Annotated in this window: 9 protein-coding genes; 7 read left to right on the top strand and 2 right to left on the bottom strand. The window is 67.8% G+C overall.

The window, feature by feature from the left end; translation table 11 throughout:
• The first annotated feature begins 32 nt into the window (after positions 1–32).
• Genes G4D86_RS53815 through G4D86_RS19050 form a run of 3 tightly spaced genes read left to right on the top strand, consistent with a single transcriptional unit; the run spans position 33 to position 6,310 of the window.
• Entirely contained in the window at positions 33–4,628 is a 4,596-nt protein-coding gene (locus tag G4D86_RS53815) for a hypothetical protein (protein ID WP_163995393.1), read from the top strand.
• A gap of 36 nt (positions 4,629–4,664) precedes the next feature.
• Positions 4,665–5,897 carry a GNAT family N-acetyltransferase gene (locus G4D86_RS19045; protein WP_240360337.1) on the top strand — a complete coding sequence of 411 codons (1,233 nt, stop codon included), beginning with the start codon at positions 4,665–4,667 and terminating at the stop codon, positions 5,895–5,897.
• The gene (locus G4D86_RS19050; RefSeq protein ID WP_163995394.1) at positions 5,879–6,310 is read left to right on the top strand and encodes a serine O-acetyltransferase; all 432 of its coding nucleotides are present in this window, start codon (positions 5,879–5,881) and stop codon (positions 6,308–6,310) included. The genes G4D86_RS19045 and G4D86_RS19050 overlap by 19 nt, the downstream gene beginning before the upstream one ends.
• A gap of 91 nt (positions 6,311–6,401) precedes the next feature.
• On the opposite strand, the gene G4D86_RS19055 is transcribed toward G4D86_RS19050, so the two are convergent.
• Both G4D86_RS19055 and G4D86_RS19060 read right to left on the bottom strand, forming a co-directional pair.
• A complete protein-coding gene (locus G4D86_RS19055) occupies positions 6,402–7,529 on the bottom strand; it encodes a hypothetical protein (protein ID WP_163995395.1) in 1,128 nt (375 codons plus the stop codon).
• A 57-nt stretch (positions 7,530–7,586) separates the two neighbouring features.
• On the bottom strand, positions 7,587–9,230 hold the full coding sequence (locus G4D86_RS19060) for a TIR domain-containing protein (protein ID WP_163995396.1): 1,644 nt from the start codon (positions 9,228–9,230) through the stop codon (positions 7,587–7,589).
• Positions 9,231–9,737: 507 nt separating this feature from the next.
• Here G4D86_RS19060 and G4D86_RS19065 point away from each other — a divergent pair.
• From G4D86_RS19065 to G4D86_RS19080, 4 genes are all read left to right on the top strand, one after another.
• The gene (locus G4D86_RS19065) at positions 9,738–11,465 is read left to right on the top strand and encodes a hypothetical protein (protein WP_163995397.1); all 1,728 of its coding nucleotides are present in this window, start codon (positions 9,738–9,740) and stop codon (positions 11,463–11,465) included.
• Between the two features lie 188 nt (positions 11,466–11,653).
• Positions 11,654–13,018 (top strand): TRAFs-binding domain-containing protein, encoded by a 1,365-nt coding sequence (locus G4D86_RS19070; RefSeq protein WP_163995398.1) that lies wholly within the window; start codon positions 11,654–11,656, stop codon positions 13,016–13,018.
• 307 nt (positions 13,019–13,325) lie between these two features.
• Positions 13,326–14,510, top strand: a complete 1,185-nt coding sequence (locus tag G4D86_RS19075; RefSeq protein WP_205519633.1) for a patatin-like phospholipase family protein — start codon at positions 13,326–13,328, stop codon at positions 14,508–14,510.
• The gene (locus G4D86_RS19080) at positions 14,510–16,468 is read left to right on the top strand and encodes a tetratricopeptide repeat-containing protein (protein WP_163995399.1); all 1,959 of its coding nucleotides are present in this window, start codon (positions 14,510–14,512) and stop codon (positions 16,466–16,468) included. Before G4D86_RS19075 ends, G4D86_RS19080 begins: the two co-directional genes overlap by 1 nt.
• The last annotated feature ends 26 nt before the right edge of the window (positions 16,469–16,494 follow it).

Consider the following 16,494-nt stretch of genomic DNA (forward strand, 5'->3'; position numbering starts at 1 on the left):
TCCCGGGGGGAGTGCATAGCTCTCCCCGCGACATGCGACCGTCGTCTGATCCGCTGGAAGACCTCCTACTCGAGGCCCTCCCCCCGCTGCACCGCCGCATCCGCCGCGCCGTTGTGGCCCGGCTGGCCCACCGGCTGCGGGATTCGTGCCCGCGCCCGCACGGCGGCGGTGATGGCCACGCGCTCTGGCTGCGCGAGGCCGTGCAGTCCCTCGTCGCCGAGGTCGCCGTGGTCGACGCCGAGTCCGCCGCCCTCACCCGCCGCTACAACGAGGCGCAGGGCGAGGAGGAACGTCGCCAGGTCCTCGTCGAGCACCTCACCCAGACGGTGAAGAATCGGAAGGACCGCCGCGAGGACCTCCGCGCGCTGGACCGGTGGATGGGCCTGGACGCGCTGCGCGAGCGGCTGGAACGCCAGCGGCACCAGTTGCTCCAGGAAGAGGAGACGGCGCTGCGCTGCCTCACCGGCGCGCTGGGCCGGCTGGACGACGACACCCGCGTCACCCACGCGGAGGCACTGAAGTCCCTGGCGAGCGAGCTGCTGGAGCGCGCGGCGGGAGCCCCCCGCGCGCAGAACCGCCTGGCCGCGCTGGAGTGCTTCCACGCCCTGGCCCTCCAGGAGCCCGCGTCGGTGGCGACGCTGCTGGAGGCCGGCCCCACGCTGTCGGGCCTCGTGGGCCACGAGGACGCGAGCCCCTTCTTCCAGGCGGAGGCACTCCGAGCGCTGCTGGTGACGGACAGGCTCGCGGGCCTCGCGCTGCTGCGCCAGCGCATGCGCGGCCCCTACCCTTCCGCGAAGGACTTCCTCTTCCGCCGCCAGGCATTGGAGCTCGCCGCGCCGCTGCTCCCCGCCGAGCACCTGCTGCCGCTGCTGACCGAGGTGGCCTCACACGACCCGAGCGAGTTCGTGCGCATGGGCCTGTGCGTCCTGCTGGCCTCGCGCGTGGAGGGCCAGTCCCTCTTGCGCAAGCTCGCGGGACTGGATGGCGCACTACAGACGCCCCGCGTGCGCACGGCCGCGGTGCTCGCCGCCGTGGAGGCCACGCGCCAGGAAGCGCCGGTGCGGGACCGCGTGCTCGCCCTGTTGGTAGACGTGCTGCATGGGGACACCGACGCGCTCGTGTTGCGCGTGGCGTGCGAGCAGGCCGCCGCGCTGGCGGAGGCGCTCGGCCCGAGCCTGGGTGAAGCCCACACACGGCTCACCGACGCCGTCACCGCGCTGCGGACGCGCCCGGACACGGCGGGGCTCGTGCTGGAGACGGCGGCCAACGCCGAGCAGGTGCTCCGCCGCACGGCCGACCCGGCGCGACTCGCCTGGACGCGGTACCTGGCTCAGCGCGTGGAGAAGCTGCGCCCCGGTGGCCGCACGAAGGTGACGCTGGAGCCGCTGCCGGACGGGCTGCCGCCGATGCCCGAGGAGCCGGCCTGGCTGGGCGCCATCCTCGCGGACCTGTCGCGGGACGGGTATGGCCTCTACGCGGAGCGCTCGGAGCGCACGCTGACGCTGTGGCAGGGAGACCGGCAGAAGCGCCGGCTGTGGCGCATCCTCCACGAGATGCGCACGCCCGCGCCGAACAAGCGCCAGGCCTTCCAGCACACCATCGGCCGGACGATGCCGGGCACGCTGCGCGCGCACCCGGGACACCTGGACGAAATCACCGAGACGGTGGTCCCCGGCGAGCGCGTGCACGTGGCCAGCCAGGGCGGCTGGGGCCGGCACCTGCCCACCGTGGATGACCTGTTGGATTTGCCGCTGCGGGCCAACGGCAAGGTGCACCTGTTCAGCAGCCACGGCACCACGGTGCTGGTGCCTCCGCCCTCGCTGGCGCGGCGGCTGCGCAACCGGCTGCGCGTGACGAAGGACTACCGCCAGCTGTCGGCGCTGCGCCTCTCGTCGCTTCAGGGCGAGGAGCCGCGCGAGCGCCGCCGCTTCGTGGAGCACGTGGAGAAGGACCTCGGCGTCCTCGTGCACTTCTCTCCGTACGAGTCGCAGGCGCCGGTGCCCGGCCCGCTGTCCACCCTCTTCGGAGAACCGGACGACGGCAAGGGCCCGCGGCTGCACACGCCCGCGCTGATGGGGCTGGAGAGCGGCATCCTCGCGCTGCTCACCGAGCGCATCATGGAGAGCGAGGGCTACTTCCTCGGCGGTGGCGGCAACGGCATCGCCGCGCTCGGCATCTTCACGGCGGCGCTGTTCACCGTCTTCCTGGGGGAGACGTACGTCAAGCGGCAGCGGGTGCGGAAGGCGCGCGCGCAGGTGCCGCTGTGCATCGGCGGCTGGGGCACGCGCGGCAAGTCCGGCACCGAGCGCCTGAAGGCGGCGCTCTTCACCGGCATGGGCTTCGACGTGTTCGCGAAGACGACGGGCTCGGAGGCGATGTTCGTGCACTCCGCGCCGGGAGGCACGCCGACGGAGTTCTTCATCTTCCGTCCCTACGACAAGGCCACCATCTGGGAGCAGAAGGACATGGTGGAGCTGGGCGCGCGCCTGGGCACGGAGGTCTTCCTCTGGGAGTGCATGGCGCTGCAGCCCAACTTCGTGGAACTGCTCCAGAACGACTGGATGAAGGACGACGTGGCCACGCTGACCAACGCGTACCCGGACCACGAGGACATCCAGGGCCCGGCCGGCATGGACGTGGCCACCGTCATCACGAAGTTCATGCCCAGGGGCGGCAAGGTGGTGACCACGGAGGACCACTTCCTGCCCCTCTTCCAGCGCGCCGCGAAGGACGGCGGCACGGCGCTGCACCACAGCGCGTGGTGGGAGGCGGAGCTGATTCCCGAGGAGCTGCTCTCGCTGTTCCCCTACCGCGAGCACCCGCGCAACATGGCGCTGGTGGCCACGCTGGGCGAGCAGCTCGGCGTGCCGCGCTCGTATGCGCTGGCGCTGATGGCCGAGCACGTCCAGCCGGAGATTGGCGTGCTCAAGGTGTTTCCGAGCGCGAAGGTGCGCGGGCGGAAGCTGACCTTCATCAACGGCCACTCGGCCAACGAGCGCACGGGCTTCCTCAACAACTGGCGCCGCACCGGGCTGGACACGGTGGAGCCGGAGACGCAGCCGGACCGCGCCGTCATCACCGTCATCAACAACCGGTGGGACCGCGTGTCTCGCTCGGAAGTCTTCGCCCGCATCATGGTGGAGGACGCGGCGGCGGACCGGCACGTCCTCATCGGCACCAACCTGGAGGGCCTCCAGAAGTACGTGCGCGACGCGCTGGACCGCCAACTCCAGCGCACGGAAGTCGTGGCCGCGGAGGACCTCGTCGAAGGCGCGGACGCGGGCCGTCCCGAGGTGCGCCTCACACGCGAGCTGGCGCGGCTGAAGATTCCGCGTCCCACGCCCAGGGAGTTCTTCGAGCGGCTGGCGCTGTACGCGAAGGGCGCCGGGCTCGCCGCGGCGCGCACGCCAGAGCTGGTGGCCGCTGTGGAGTCCGCGCTGAGCACGCCGGACGCGCACGTCGCGGTGGCGAAGGTGCGCTCCGCACTGGAGCGTGAGGTGGGGCCGCTGCTGGACGCGGCGCTGCGCGTGGAACCGGTGCGCGAGGACGCGTCGATGCCGGAGGTGCTGGCCCCGGCGACGAAGGACGAGGTGTGCGAGCACGCGCTGTACATGCTGGCGCGGCTGGTGGTGCACGCGCGGCTCAAGGCGGCGCTGCCCCGGGCGGGCGCGGACGACGGCGAGGTGGCGGCGTTCCACCGGAAGTTCCGCGACGCGTACCGGGACTTGTACCTGGAGCAGCTCATCCCGGTGAACGACGAGGGAGCGACGGGCGACCAGGTCATCGACGCGTGCGCGCGGGCAGTCCCGCCGGGCCTGAGCGTGAGCATCATGGGCGCGCAGAACATCAAGGGCACGGGCCTGGACTGGGTGTACCGGTGGCTGGCGCTGGACAGGGTGGGCTCGGCGCTGGAGGCCCTGCAGAAGGGCTCGACCGAGCCGCGGCGGCGTGCCCTGGAGTCACTGGAGACGTTCGCGGACTCCGGACTGGTGGACTCGGGGCTGGCGCGGGTGGCGCTACCGCGGCTGGCGCTGAGTGCCCAGACTCCGGAGGAAGCGGAGCGGCTGCGGAGCCTGGCCGAGAAGGCGCGGGCCACGCACGAGGCGAAGCTCGCGGCGCTGAAGCACACGGGGACGGCGACCTTCACGCAGTCCGTCACGCGCAAGGTGGAGAAGGTGTTCGACTACCTGGACAGCGTGCAGCGGCGCCGGCTGAGCGAGATGCTGCTAGAAGACCTGGTGAGCGGCCGCGTGTCGCACGCGCGGGCTGCGCTGGAGACGCGCAAGCTCTACGAGCGGCAGAAGGGCGGCTGGCTGTTCTCGGGCTTCGGCTCGGGCAAGCCGGAGGAGGCGCCCGCGCTGCCGGCACCGACGCAACCCGAGGTGGGGGAGCCGGTGGCTCAGCAGCCGCTGCGAGACGTGTTCGACGAAGCCTTGGGGACGAAGCGCGACGATGTGGCGGTGCCGGTGCCAAGGCCCGCGTCCGGAGCGAACACCCAGGTGGTGGCGGCACCGAGGCCACCGTTGGAGGGGGGGCACGCCAGGCCTCGCGAGGAGCGGGAAAAGGCGGCCCAGGACGCACCGGTGCCACGCGCACCGGTGGACGACGCGGGGGATCCGGCGAACTGAGCCGGCGGCGTCGCGACAACCTGAGGAGGGACTTTCATGGAGGAGCTTCCCACCCCGGATGCTCCCGGCGTCGCGAGTGTGCCACCGGGCACACGCGTCGGAGTCGGAGTACCGGGACACAACGAGACCACACCGGGAGCCCGGCGGCGCGCGCTGTTCTACGCGCGCCAGGCCATGCGTGTGAGCGAGGTGCGCGACCTCTCCGGGTTCGACGCGCTGGAGTCGGAGTGGAACGACCTGGTGTCGCGCACGGACGACCAGGTCTTCTACCGGCACGAGTTCCTTCGCTGCTGGCTGCGGCACTTCGCGCCGGAGGGCCGGCTGCGCATCCTGACGGGGCGTGACGCCGAAGGCCGGCTGGTGGCGGTGCTGCCGCTGCGCGCGCAGCGGGGACGGCAGTACGGGATGCCGGTGCGGCAGTTGCTGTCGCTGACGAACAAGCACTCGTGCCGCTTCGACTTGCTGGCGGAGGACCCGCGCCGCGCGGCGACCGCGTTCCTGGCGCACCTGATGGAGGACCCGAGCTGGGACGTGCTGCGGCTGGCGGATGTGCCCGACGGCGGCGCGGCCTTCGCGGTGCTCGCGGCGGCGCGCCGGGTGGGCCTGCCCTGCGGGACGTGGGAGAGCGCACGCTCGCCGTACGCGAAGCTGCCGGACGCGGTGGACACGTGGCAGCGCGAGCGGGGACGGCAGTCCAAGCCGCTGCGCCGTCGGCGTCGCCGGCTGGAGGAGCGCGGCCGGGTGACGCTGGAGCGGGTGACGGGCGGAGAGCGCCTGGCGGAGCGGCTGGAAGAGGGCTTCGCGCTGGAGCGCAGCGGCTGGAAGGCGCAGCGAGGGACGGCGATTGCGCAGAGCCGGAAGCGGCTGGCGTTCTACTCGGACCTGGCGGAGGTGGCGGCGAAGGCCGGCTGGCTGGGGCTGTACTACCTGCGGCTGGGCACGCAGGCCATCGCGTTCCAATACGGGCTGGAGTACGGCGGCCGGTACCTGGCGATGAAGCCGGGCTACGACGAGAGCTTCGCGGAGGTGAGCCCGGGGCAGTTGCTGACGGAAGGGCTCATCCAGGACTGCATCGGCCGTGGAGTGACGGAGTTGGATTTGCTGGGGGACGACGCGCCCTTCAAGCGGGAGTGGACGGACACGGTGCGTCCGCACCACTGGTTGTTCATCTACCGGAACTCGCTGAGAGGCCGTGCGATGTATCGGGCGAAGTTCCGCTGGGCCCCCGTGGCCCGGAGAATGGTGGGGAAATGGGTCCGACGGCGCTGACGTTCTACCGGGCCGCGAAGCGGCTGAAGACGTGGCGTGTGCCGGTGCTGCCGGATGTGGTGGCGGCGGTGGGCACGCGCATGCACCAGTGTCACGTGGACCTGGAGGCCGAGCTCCATGCGAGCGTGGAGCTCGGCTACGGCGGCATGGGCGTGGTGGTGGCGCCCGGCGTGGAGATTGGAGAGGGCAGCTTCCTCTCGCAGAACGTCAGCGTGGAGCCGAAGCCCGGCGTGGCGGGTGCGCCGCGCATTGGACGCAACGTCTACGTCGGAGTGGGCGCGCAGATTCTCGGCCCGGTGACGGTGGGTGACGGGGCTGTGATTGGGGCGAGCGCGGTGGTGACAGCCGACGTGGCGCCCGGTGCGGTGGTTGCTGGGATTCCCGCGCGGGAGCTGAAGCGCAATCCACGATGAGCGTGAAAGGGCCTGGCGCCAATGTTTCAAACCCGTGTGGAAGCACCAACGCCATACATACATTTACGCATCCGCTGAAGCGGGCACCCGTCTACGATGCGACCTTTTGCCCCTCCGCGCTTGCCAATGCCGTCGCGACCGCCAGGGTGCGCACGTCCCGCGCGAACGCGGAGAGCCTGAGAGGCAGCTCCCCCCGCGCGATGTCCGCCGGGTCGAGGACGGTCGCCCAGAACTGCTTGCCCTCACCAATGACGATGCGCGCCAGGAAGGCCGCCTCCCCGAGCGCCTCATCCTTCAGCGCGCGCTCTCCCTGGAAGGGGTTCAGCGCGAGAACGCGGTAGAGGTCGATGAGGCCATCGAGACGGGCAGACAGGGTCTGCACCAGCTTCCGGCTGTCTGACTGCGCAATCATATACATCGTGGCCTTTCCGCCCCCCTCGGAAGGCACGGAAATCATGGCGACATTCTTCGTATCCACGAGGACGTCGAAGCCCGAGCCAGGCTGGGTCGCCCGGTCCACGACGGTGAGGTGCAGAAGGGGCGGGCGAGCGCCCTCTGACTTGATGGCATCCGGAACCATCTGCATGCCCAGCGCACGCATGTCCAGCAACAGCTCCAGGAGGCTGGCCGGAAGCCCCTGTCGCGTCACCGCCTCCGCGTCGTACATGCCCACCCAGCGCCGCCCGTCCTCGAACAGGGCACGAATGTGGACGGAAGGCGTGCGGAGGGTGTGAGGTTGGAAGGCATCCTGGGAGCGCGGCGACGCAAGGTCGAGCAGGCCGGCCGCGATGGCGCGCTCGGCGAGGTGGTCGAAGAGCGGCCCCGTGTTGCTCCCATCCTCGTCCAGGCCCTGCTCGACTCCCACGAGCCTGTCGGGCGCGTAGGGATGATAGACGAAGACGAGCCGCCGACCGAGCGTGGCGACGAAGTGGAACCGATGCACGTTGTCGATGATGTGCAGCGAGGTGAGCCGGGGCGTGCTGACGGCAGGGACGGCCGGTCCCCGGGTGTCCCTCAGGGCCGCCGTCCACGCGAGTTCCTCGGCCGGATCCAGGTCATCCACGGCGGGGGCGGGTCCAGGAGGTGGAGGAGGCCGGTCTCCCATGGCAGGGGCGTTCCCCTCCAACGAGAGCGTGTCGCTCGTGTGGCGCCTGTTGCCGGACATCACGAACACGGCCACACCCGCGGCCACTGCTGCCAGGACGAGAATCAGCACCATCAGATGTCCCCCTATTGAGGGAGCGGAGCCTTCCTGAGGCCGTTGCGCGGTGTCAAATCACTCTGCGCCCTGGCCCGGCAGGAACCTGCGGACCGCCTGGCGTACACGCTCGAAGCATGCCTGGATGTCGTTGGGCGGAAATGGGATGTGCCCGAGTCCGGCGATGTTGGAGAACTCGGCGCACCCCTGCTCCACCAGGATGAGGGTTCTGTCGAAGCCGAGCCGCCCCTGGAACAGCCCGATTTCATGAATCACATTGGGACGCGCCTGGCGCCCGCCGCCTGTCGCCAGCTCGACCTCGGCCGTCATCACGAGAAAGGCCAGGGTGCACTCCTCCAGGACATCCTTGAGCCGCTGCACCGTGAGCTGTCCGGCCATGGGTGTGCTGTTGAATTCGACGGGCTCCAGCTCCAGCTCGCTCCGGATGAACTCCTTCAAGACGAGCCACACGGGGGAATGGCCGTGGCCCAGGAATACCTTGGGCCGGGCGGTGACGGTCCTTCTTCCAGGTGGCTCCTTCTTGCGCTGACGCACGGCTCGCTCATCCAGGACAGCCTCGCTCACCGTCGCAGCCGCATTCTCCGAGGGAGACAAGGATGCGTCGAGGTCCAGTTGCTGCTGGGCGAGCTCATACCCCGGGCAGTGCTTGCTCCGGATGGCGACGTACTCCTTCCAGCTTTGCACCCCGATGAAGTGCTGGATGACGTCTTCATGAACCATCACGTACCAGCCCGAGTCATCCGCTCCCCCGGGGTTCCCCCACCCCCAGGGCTGGTCTTCGAGGAGCCTTGCCACGGAGAGCACCCGGGCCTCGGGAAGTCGTAGCTTGGCGGCAATCTGCTCGATGGTGAATGTCTTGTCTGATGGGGATGCGGCATCGAACCAGAGCTCGCCTATGGCTCGGACGATGCTGGCGGCCAGGGCCAGCCCGGGCTCGCCCTCCACGTACGGCAGCGCGCGACTCGTCAGGGCAATCCGCCGGGGCACTCCGTATCCCAGGGACTCCTGACGAATGAAAGCGGGCGTCAGCTCGTCCACGAGCTCTGGGACGAAGCCGAGCGTGTCCCTGTTCTCGATTGTGAACCGCACCAGCTTCGGCCAACGGCCCGTCTTCTGGACGGACGCATGGACCGCCTTCAGCAACTCGAGGTGTACTCCTTGCGGCTCATGCCTCACCCAGCCGTGGCGCACGGGCTGGAGCGCCATGAAGTCATCGATGGACCCCACATGCTCATAACGGAGGTTGCGGAGCTCGGGGATGAAGTAGAACGTGTCGGAGTCCAGGGACCCCGCCCTGCTCACGTACCACCCCAGAAAGCGTTCGATGAGCCGCGCCGCCATCGCGGCATGGGCTGGCTCCCTCCAGAGCGCAAAGAACTCCGCGGCCTCCACCCGGGGCCTGGGAGCATCCAGCCCTTCATCGGGGTCCGCCTGCTCAAGGAAGCGCCGGGCCAGAAGCCGCAGGAAGCTGGGAAGGGGTTCCAGAAGATGCCGCACCTCGGGCAGCGTCACCAGGGCTGCGAAGCCGGCCCTGACCTTTTCAGAGTCTACTGAAAGCCAGGAAGCGCTCGCCGCCAGCTTGTCCAGCTCGAGCCCCTGATGGCGAAGCTGGACCGCGAAGCGCGCCTTCGGAGGCCAGTCCCCGTGTTGCTTGTAGTGGGACCAGATGAGCTCCAGGACCGTGACTTGCTCGGGTGGCATCACGGCTCGGTTCTACCCAACGTCCGCGTCAGCGCGAAGGTGCTTTCTCCCGAGGGGGAGCGGTATGAGTGGAGTGGCTCCGCTCTCGTTGAGTCCGTTCAACCGTGGGAGAGGGGCCCAACGATGTTGAAACCGAAGCCGCCATACCCCGTCGAGTTCCAAGCTCGAGTCGCCGGGTGGGTGCGGGCGGGATGGACGCACGACGTGGCCTTGCTCGGACGGGGGGGCCTGGAAGCTGGCAACGGAGCAACCTCGACTTGAGAGCGTCGGCCTGCACCCATCCCTATCCTCCTGGATGGAGGGGGATGGCTTCCCATGTGCTCAACCCTTGAGGCGCTTGCATGCCCCATCGCGCCTCCAGGGGGCCCCTTCATGGCACGAGGTCACACCATCCACCATCCAGGCCATGCCGGCCGGACCTTCTTTGGTGGGAAACGGAGCCCCCTTCCCCTCCGCACGCTGAAGAGTCTCGGTCCTCAACCACGGGACTGAGAAGGGAGCTTCGTCGTGTCTGACAGTGTCGATGCAGTGACCCGGTTGATGACGGGAAACCTGACGCTCACCCTCCTCCTCGCCGCCGTGCTCACCTGGCCCATCAGCGTCGGGCTGCTGGCGCTGTACCGCCGCGCGGTGCGCAACTCGATGGCCCGCCAGACGCATGTCACGAATACCCCTCCCACGCAGCCTGCGCCCGAGCCGCCGCCAGGTGAACTCCCAGCGCCAGCGAGCGCTCTCGTCAACCTGAACGACAGGTCTTCGAAGCCTGCGCATGCGAATGCGGAGCACTTGCTTCGGCGCCTGCTGGTGGAGCCGTGGCGTGTCGCAGCGGTCTACACAGCGGCGGCCTGTGTCTACGCACTCATCCTGGCGTTGGCGGAAATAGCCTCCTTGGGCCTGGAGGTACTTCCCCTCCGGCTCACGATGCTGTTCTGGCTCAACCTCTGGCCACTCGTCCTGACGATTGGCGTGGTGGCCGCCTCCGTTCGTAGCGCGAAGGCAGTGACCACGGCCGTCTACTTCACCGTGCTGATGGTGCTCGGCATGCTCAGCCTGCAACGAAGCCCGGATTTGACTTGGAGGCAGATCGCGACGCTCTGGGCGCTAATCAACCTTCCCACCACCCTCGTGCTCCTGACATATCTCAGCCGCCGGGTGCGCGCGGTCGGCCCGCTGGTGCTGTCGTTCCTGTTCGTGGCCGTGCTGGGCAGTGCCGTAGCCATGTCGCTTGCCATGAGCACGCGTTTTTTCAAACCAACGTTCGCCGCGGGGGAAAGGGTGGGTCTCGAGGTGCGGAGCACCATCATCGCCCTCCTCGTGATTGGCTTCACGGTGTTCGCGCTGTTCGGTGGGCTCGTGCTCGCCGTGCTGCGTCGGCGATATGAAGCCAGGCGCCTCAGCGATGAGTCCCTGACGCTCGGCAGCATCTGGCTGCTCTTCACGGCCACCTACTCCATCAACATCGCGTTCAGCCATCCCGCCTGGGTGCTGGCGGGCGTCGTAGCACTTGCCGCTTTCCACGCCTGCGTACGCATCGGATTCTCCGGGCTCGTCGGTGGTACGCCCCTTGAGAAGAGTTCCAGGCTGCTGCTGCTCCGCTCGTTCTCCATTGGAAGAGACAGTGTGCGCCTGTTCGATGCGCTCCAGAAGCACTGGAGACGCGTTGGCAGCATCCAGCTCATCGCGGGCACGGATCTCGCAAAGACAACCGTGGAGCCGCATGAGTTCCTCGACTTCATCTCCGGGAAGCTCTCACGCCGATTCATCGATGGCCCACGAACGCTCGAGCGGCGGATGACGGAAATGGACACGGCGCCCGACCGTGACGGTCGGTTCCAGGTCAACGACTTCTTCTGCTACGACGATACGTGGAAGATGGTCCTGTCCCGCCTCGTGAAAGACAGCGATGTCGTGCTCATGGACCTGCGAGGCTTCTCTCCTCGAAACGCCGGCTGCATCTTCGAGATACGCGAGCTGGTCAACCTCGTGCCGCTGCAGCGGGTCGTGTTCCTTATCGATGACCGGACCGACGAGCCGTACCTTCGCTCGGTGATGAGTGACTCCGCGTTGGCCATCGGTCCGGCGTCGCCGAACCGCGCCGCACCCGCGTTTCAGGCCGGCACCTTCCGGTTCGCGTCCATGTCCCTCCGCGAACTCCGGCAGCTGCTGCGGACCCTGGCCGCGGCGGCACGAGCCCAGCCCATTCAAGCGCAGGCAGGTTCCCCGGGGGTCGGATAGGACAGGGAGGGAAGCGGGTGAGAATCCCCCGCTTCCGTGCCTCTTCCGCGCTTCGTGTGGTGCCCCTCAAAGAAGTAGAAGGTCGTTCACGAGAACGGGACAATCCTCGAGCTTTCCCACGAGCTGGAGCTGAGTCGCCGGCCCGTGAAGACATGAAGAGCTGACTCACCTACCGGAGACCTGCCCGTATGACGCTGCCCATCTGCTTCATGGTCATGCCGTATGGCAAGAAGGAGACGAGCCTTCCCATCGGCCAGCAGCCTCGCGAGGTCGACTTCGACCGGCTGTGGACGCTCGCGCTCAAGCCGCTCCTCGAGCAACTGGGCTACACGGCCGTGCGCGCGGACCAGGATCTCGGAGCCTCCATCATCCGGGAGATGATCGAGCGGCTGGCCCTGTCCGACCTGGTGGTCGCGGACCTCAGCATCCCCAACGCCAACGTCTTCTACGAGGTGGGCATCCGACACGCGGCGAAGAAGAAGGGCTGCGTGCTCATCGCCGCCGACTGGGCCCGCCCGCCCTTCGACGTGGCGCAGATGCGCCGCGTGTCGTTCCCCCTGCCCGACGGCACCGTCCCCGACAGCGCCGTCCCCGCCATCCAGCAGGCGCTCCGGGAGAAGCTCCTCGAACTGCGTGACTCCGCCACGCCCTGCCACGAGCTGGCGGGGTTCCCCGAGCTCACCTTGGAGCGGAGCACGGCTTTCAAGGAGTACCTCCTGCAGCTCGCCGCCTTCGAGGAGAAGGTCAACGCCATCCGGTTGAACGTCGACTCCAAGGTCCGGGCACAGAAGAGTGAGGAGCTTGCCCAGCAGTACGTGGGCAGGCCCATGGGCACGCCCGTCGCGATGGAGCTGCTGCTGCTGCTTCGGGACTGCGCTCCGAAGAACTGGCAGCAGGTGGTCACCTTCATCGACGCCCTGCCACCCTCCATCCAGCAGCTCCCCCTGGTCCAGGAGCAGCGCAGCCTGGCCGTCTCGAAGCAGGGCGACCATGCAGCCGCCATCGCCGCGCTCGAGAGCCTCATCAAGCAGCATGGCGAGACGCCCGAGCGCAGGGGCCTGCTCGGAGGCCGGTGGAAGAAGCGCTACCAGGAGGCCATCAAGAACGCCGCCGGAGCGACGGCCATGGCCCCCACCTTCCTGGCCGAGGCCATCAAGAACTACGAGCGCGGAATGTGGCTCGACCTGAACGAGTATTACTGCTCCTCCAACCTGCCCCGGCTGCTGCGGCTGAGGAACCGACAGGGAGACCAGGAGAAGGCCGCCCACATCGCCCACGGCGTCACGCTGGCCTGCGAACGCAAGCGCCAGGGCGGCACAGGGGACGAGTGGCTCAAGCCGACCCTGCTGGGTGCCGCCTTCGATTCGGGAGATGTCGAGAAGGCACGAAGTCTGGCCGACGAGATCCGGGATGAGGGCGCCAAGGAGTGGCAGCTGGAATCGACCCTCTCGGACCTCGAGGTGGCGGTGGCGCTCCAGCCAGAGGGAGCCCCCCGGGCTGGGCTGACAGCGGTACTCAACGAGCTGAAGGCCCTGCTGCCTCCAAAGGCCTGACCCCGGCGGCGCCCACGGCACGCGCGCCGGGACCAGAACTCCTGGCGCCTGGCTCTACCGGGTCGGCCAGCTCCGAACGATGTCGGCCAGCTCCGGGGAGTTCCACTCCACGACCCGCATTCCCTTGATGAAGATCTTCTTGGCCATACATTCCCCCCAGGGTTGGTCTCGAGTGCGGACCCACGAATGGTGCCACGGATTGGGTCAGCGGTTCAGTCAATTCGCTAACGATTGTCATTCCCATTCGTTCGGTCCATCGTTCGCGGGCTGCTGGAATCAGCCGAAACGCCGACAGGAGCAGGAACCGATGCCAATGTCTCGATGGGGCCATCTGGAAGCAAGGTTCAAGGGTGCACCGCGTCCGAGGAAGATCCTCTCGCTCGACGGAGGTGGCATTCGCGGCGTGCTCACGCTGGAAGTGCTCATCCGGATGGAGGAGTTGCTGGCGAAGGCGACTGGAGGGGGCGCGGCCTTCCGCCTGTGCGACTTCTTCGACTACATCGGAGGAACGAGCACCGGGGCCATCATCGCGGCGGGGCTGGCGAGGGGCATGAGCGCCCGGGACCTGCTCACGTTCTACAAGCAGACCGGCCCGGCCATGTTCGACAAGTCGTTCATCCTGTTCCGGCTGCGCAATCTGTACGAGTCGAAGCCCCTGGCGGAGGAGCTGCAGAAGCAGTTCGGTGAGCACACGAATCTCTTCCCTGAAAACCTGCGCTGCCTGCTGCTCGTCGTCACCCGCAACGTCACGACCGATTCGCCGTGGCCCATCAGCAGCAACCCCGATGGGAAGTACAACGACCCTGCCCGTCCTGACTGCAACCTCAGGATCCCGCTCTGGCAGCTGGTCAGGGCCAGCACCGCCGCCCCCATCTTTTTCGCGCCCGAGGTATTGCCCTGGGACAAGGACAACCCGGCGAAGACCTTCGTCTTCATGGACGGCGGACTGACGCCCTACAACAACCCGGCCTTCCTCCTGGTGCGCATGGCGACCCAGAAGCCCTACAACCTGAACTGGCGCAAGGGTGAGAAGAACCTGCTGGTGGTCTCCGTCGGCACGGGTGCGGCGCCGCAGCTCGATGCCGAGGTCTACTCGCCGGGCAAGAATGCCCTGTCGAACCTCGCCACCCTTCCCTCCGCCCTGATGTACGGGGCCCAGGTCGATCAGGACATCAACTGTCGGACCCAGGGGCGCTGCGTCTACGGGGAGCCCATCGATCGTGAGCTGGGAGATCTGATTCCGCGCGACGAATCCGGGCATGAGATTCCCCTCACCCAGGACCTGGGGCGCGAGTTCCTCTACGCCCGCTACAACGTCGAGCTTGCCAGCAAGGCACTCAATGCCTGGGGGCTTGGTGACATCGACCCCAGCAAGGTCGGGAAGCTCGACTCGGTCGAAGCCATCGACGACCTCTGCCGTATCGGCCAACGGCTGGCGCAGGAGGTCAAGCTCGAACACTTCGGAACCTTCGTCGACTCCGGAGGCCATTGATGCGTTCGTTCATCATCCGCCCCTTCGGTGAGAAGAATGGCATCAACTTCGACATGATCGAGCGGGACCTGATTGCCCCCGCGCTGAAGGCGGCGGGATTCACCGGCGGGACGACCATCGACATCCTACGGGCGGGCAACATCCGCACGGACATGTTCCAGCGCCTGCTGACCGCCGACCTGGTCATCGCCGAGCTCTCCATCCACAACGCCAACGTCTTCTACGAGCTCGGCATCCGCCACGCGCTGCGCGACAAGCGGACATTCATGCTGCGCGCCAATCTGGACAAGTTCCCCTTCGACCTGCAGACGGACCGTTACTTCGCCTATGACCACACCCGGCTCGCGGACAGCCTGCCGTTGCTGACCGAGGCGCTCCGTCAGACGAAGGCTTCGGAGGCCCAGGACAGTCCCATCTTCAAGGCGCTGCCCAGGCTCGCAGCGCAGGACCGCTCCCACTTCCTGGCGGTGCCACCTGACTTCCGCGAGGAAGTCGAGCGTGCCGTCGCTGACAACCAGGTGGGCGACCTCGGGCTGCTCGGGTCGGAGGTGCATGGGTTCGAATGGGAGAGTGAGGGCTTGCGCGTGGTCGGCCACGCCCTGTTCAATCTGAAGGCCTTCGATGGCGCCCGTGTCATGTGGGAAGCCGTCAGGGAACTCGATCAGCTGGACCTGCAGGCCAACCTCCTGCTCGGCACCATCTACCAGCGGTGGGGTGACCTGACGCGCTCCATGCAGGCGCTGAATCGTGTGCTCAACCGCGAAGGCGTGGACCGGAGCAGCCGAGCCGAGGCGTACGCACTGCTGGGGCGTAATGCCAAGACCCTCTGGAAGAAGGACTGGCGGCAGGCACCGAGCGACAAGCACCGCCAGCAGGCCCTGCGCTCCCCCCATCTGGACGAATCACTCAAGGCCTACGCAGAGGCCTTCGATGAAGACCTGAACCACTACTACTCAGGGCTCAATGCCTGCGCCATGCTGAACATCCAGGTTGAGCTGGCACAGGCCCATCCCGAGACGTGGGCCGAACGCTTCGAGGATGAGCACGAGGCGCAACGCGAGCTGTCCTCGCGGAGGCTCCGCCTCGAGAAGCTCCTGGCGGCGGTCGAACTCTCGCTGGGAGCCACGCTCAAGCAGCTCGAGCGGGAGAAGAAGACGGACATCTGGGCGCGAATCAGTGAGGCCGACCTATGCTCCCTGATCTCCAAGAAGCCCACCAGAGTCGCCAGTACCTATACAAGCGCACTCGCGGGAGCACCGGAGTTCGCCGCGGACTCAGTGAGGGACCAGCTCGAACTCTATGCGGAACTGAAAATCCTGGAGGGAAACGTCAAGGCCACCCTGGAGGTCCTGCCTGCCAGAAGTAAAGCAGAAGGGCCCGCGAAGACCGGACGCGTGCTCCTCTTCACGGGGCATGTGATCGACGCGCCTGGACGCGAGCATCCGCGCTTCCCACCCGATAAGGAAGGAGCGGCGCGACAGCGGATCCGTCAGGCCCTCGAGGGCGAGCTGAGGTTGGCAGGTGGCATTGCCTACGGGATTGCAGGCGGCGCGAGTGGAGGCGACATCCTCTTCCACGAAGCCTGCGAGGAGTTGGGCATCCCCACCCGGCTCTACCTCGCGCTCCCCAGGGAGCCATTCATCGAGGAGTCGGTTCAGCCCGCCGGCCCGCAGTGGGTGGAGCGCTTCAACCAGCTGTACCGAAAGCTTCCCAGGCGGGAGCTCGGCGAGTCGAAGGAGCTGCCGCGATGGCTGCGGGAGAAGCCCGACTACGGCATCTGGCAGCGCAACAACCTCTGGGAGCTGCACAACGCCCTGGCCGCGGGCAGCACGAATGTGACGCTCATCGCCTTGTGGAACGGCAAGAAAGGAGATGGGCCGGGCGGCACGGAGGACATGGTGAAGGTGGCAGAGGCGCGCGGTGCGAAGACCCTCATCATCGACACGAACACGCTCTAATGCCCGCGCTCACTCCACGCCGCTAA

This window comes from Pyxidicoccus caerfyrddinensis, assembly GCF_010894405.1.
In the GTDB taxonomy this organism is placed as follows: domain Bacteria; phylum Myxococcota; class Myxococcia; order Myxococcales; family Myxococcaceae; genus Myxococcus; species Myxococcus caerfyrddinensis.

Excerpts from the sequence above, each read along its gene's own strand:
- G4D86_RS19080 (WP_163995399.1), top strand. The coding sequence starts at position 14,510 with ATGCGTTCGTTCATCATCCGCCCCTTCGGTGAGAAGAATGGCATCAAC.
- G4D86_RS19075 (WP_205519633.1), top strand. The coding sequence starts at position 13,326 with ATGCCAATGTCTCGATGGGGCCATCTGGAAGCAAGGTTCAAGGGTGCA.
- G4D86_RS53815 (WP_163995393.1), top strand. The coding sequence starts at position 33 with ATGCGACCGTCGTCTGATCCGCTGGAAGACCTCCTACTCGAGGCCCTC.
- G4D86_RS19055 (WP_163995395.1), bottom strand. The coding sequence starts at position 7,529 with ATGGTGCTGATTCTCGTCCTGGCAGCAGTGGCCGCGGGTGTGGCCGTG.
- G4D86_RS19060 (WP_163995396.1), bottom strand. The coding sequence starts at position 9,230 with ATGCCACCCGAGCAAGTCACGGTCCTGGAGCTCATCTGGTCCCACTAC.
- G4D86_RS19050 (WP_163995394.1), top strand. The coding sequence starts at position 5,879 with ATGGGTCCGACGGCGCTGACGTTCTACCGGGCCGCGAAGCGGCTGAAG.
- G4D86_RS19045 (WP_240360337.1), top strand. The coding sequence starts at position 4,665 with ATGGAGGAGCTTCCCACCCCGGATGCTCCCGGCGTCGCGAGTGTGCCA.
- G4D86_RS19070 (WP_163995398.1), top strand. The coding sequence starts at position 11,654 with ATGACGCTGCCCATCTGCTTCATGGTCATGCCGTATGGCAAGAAGGAG.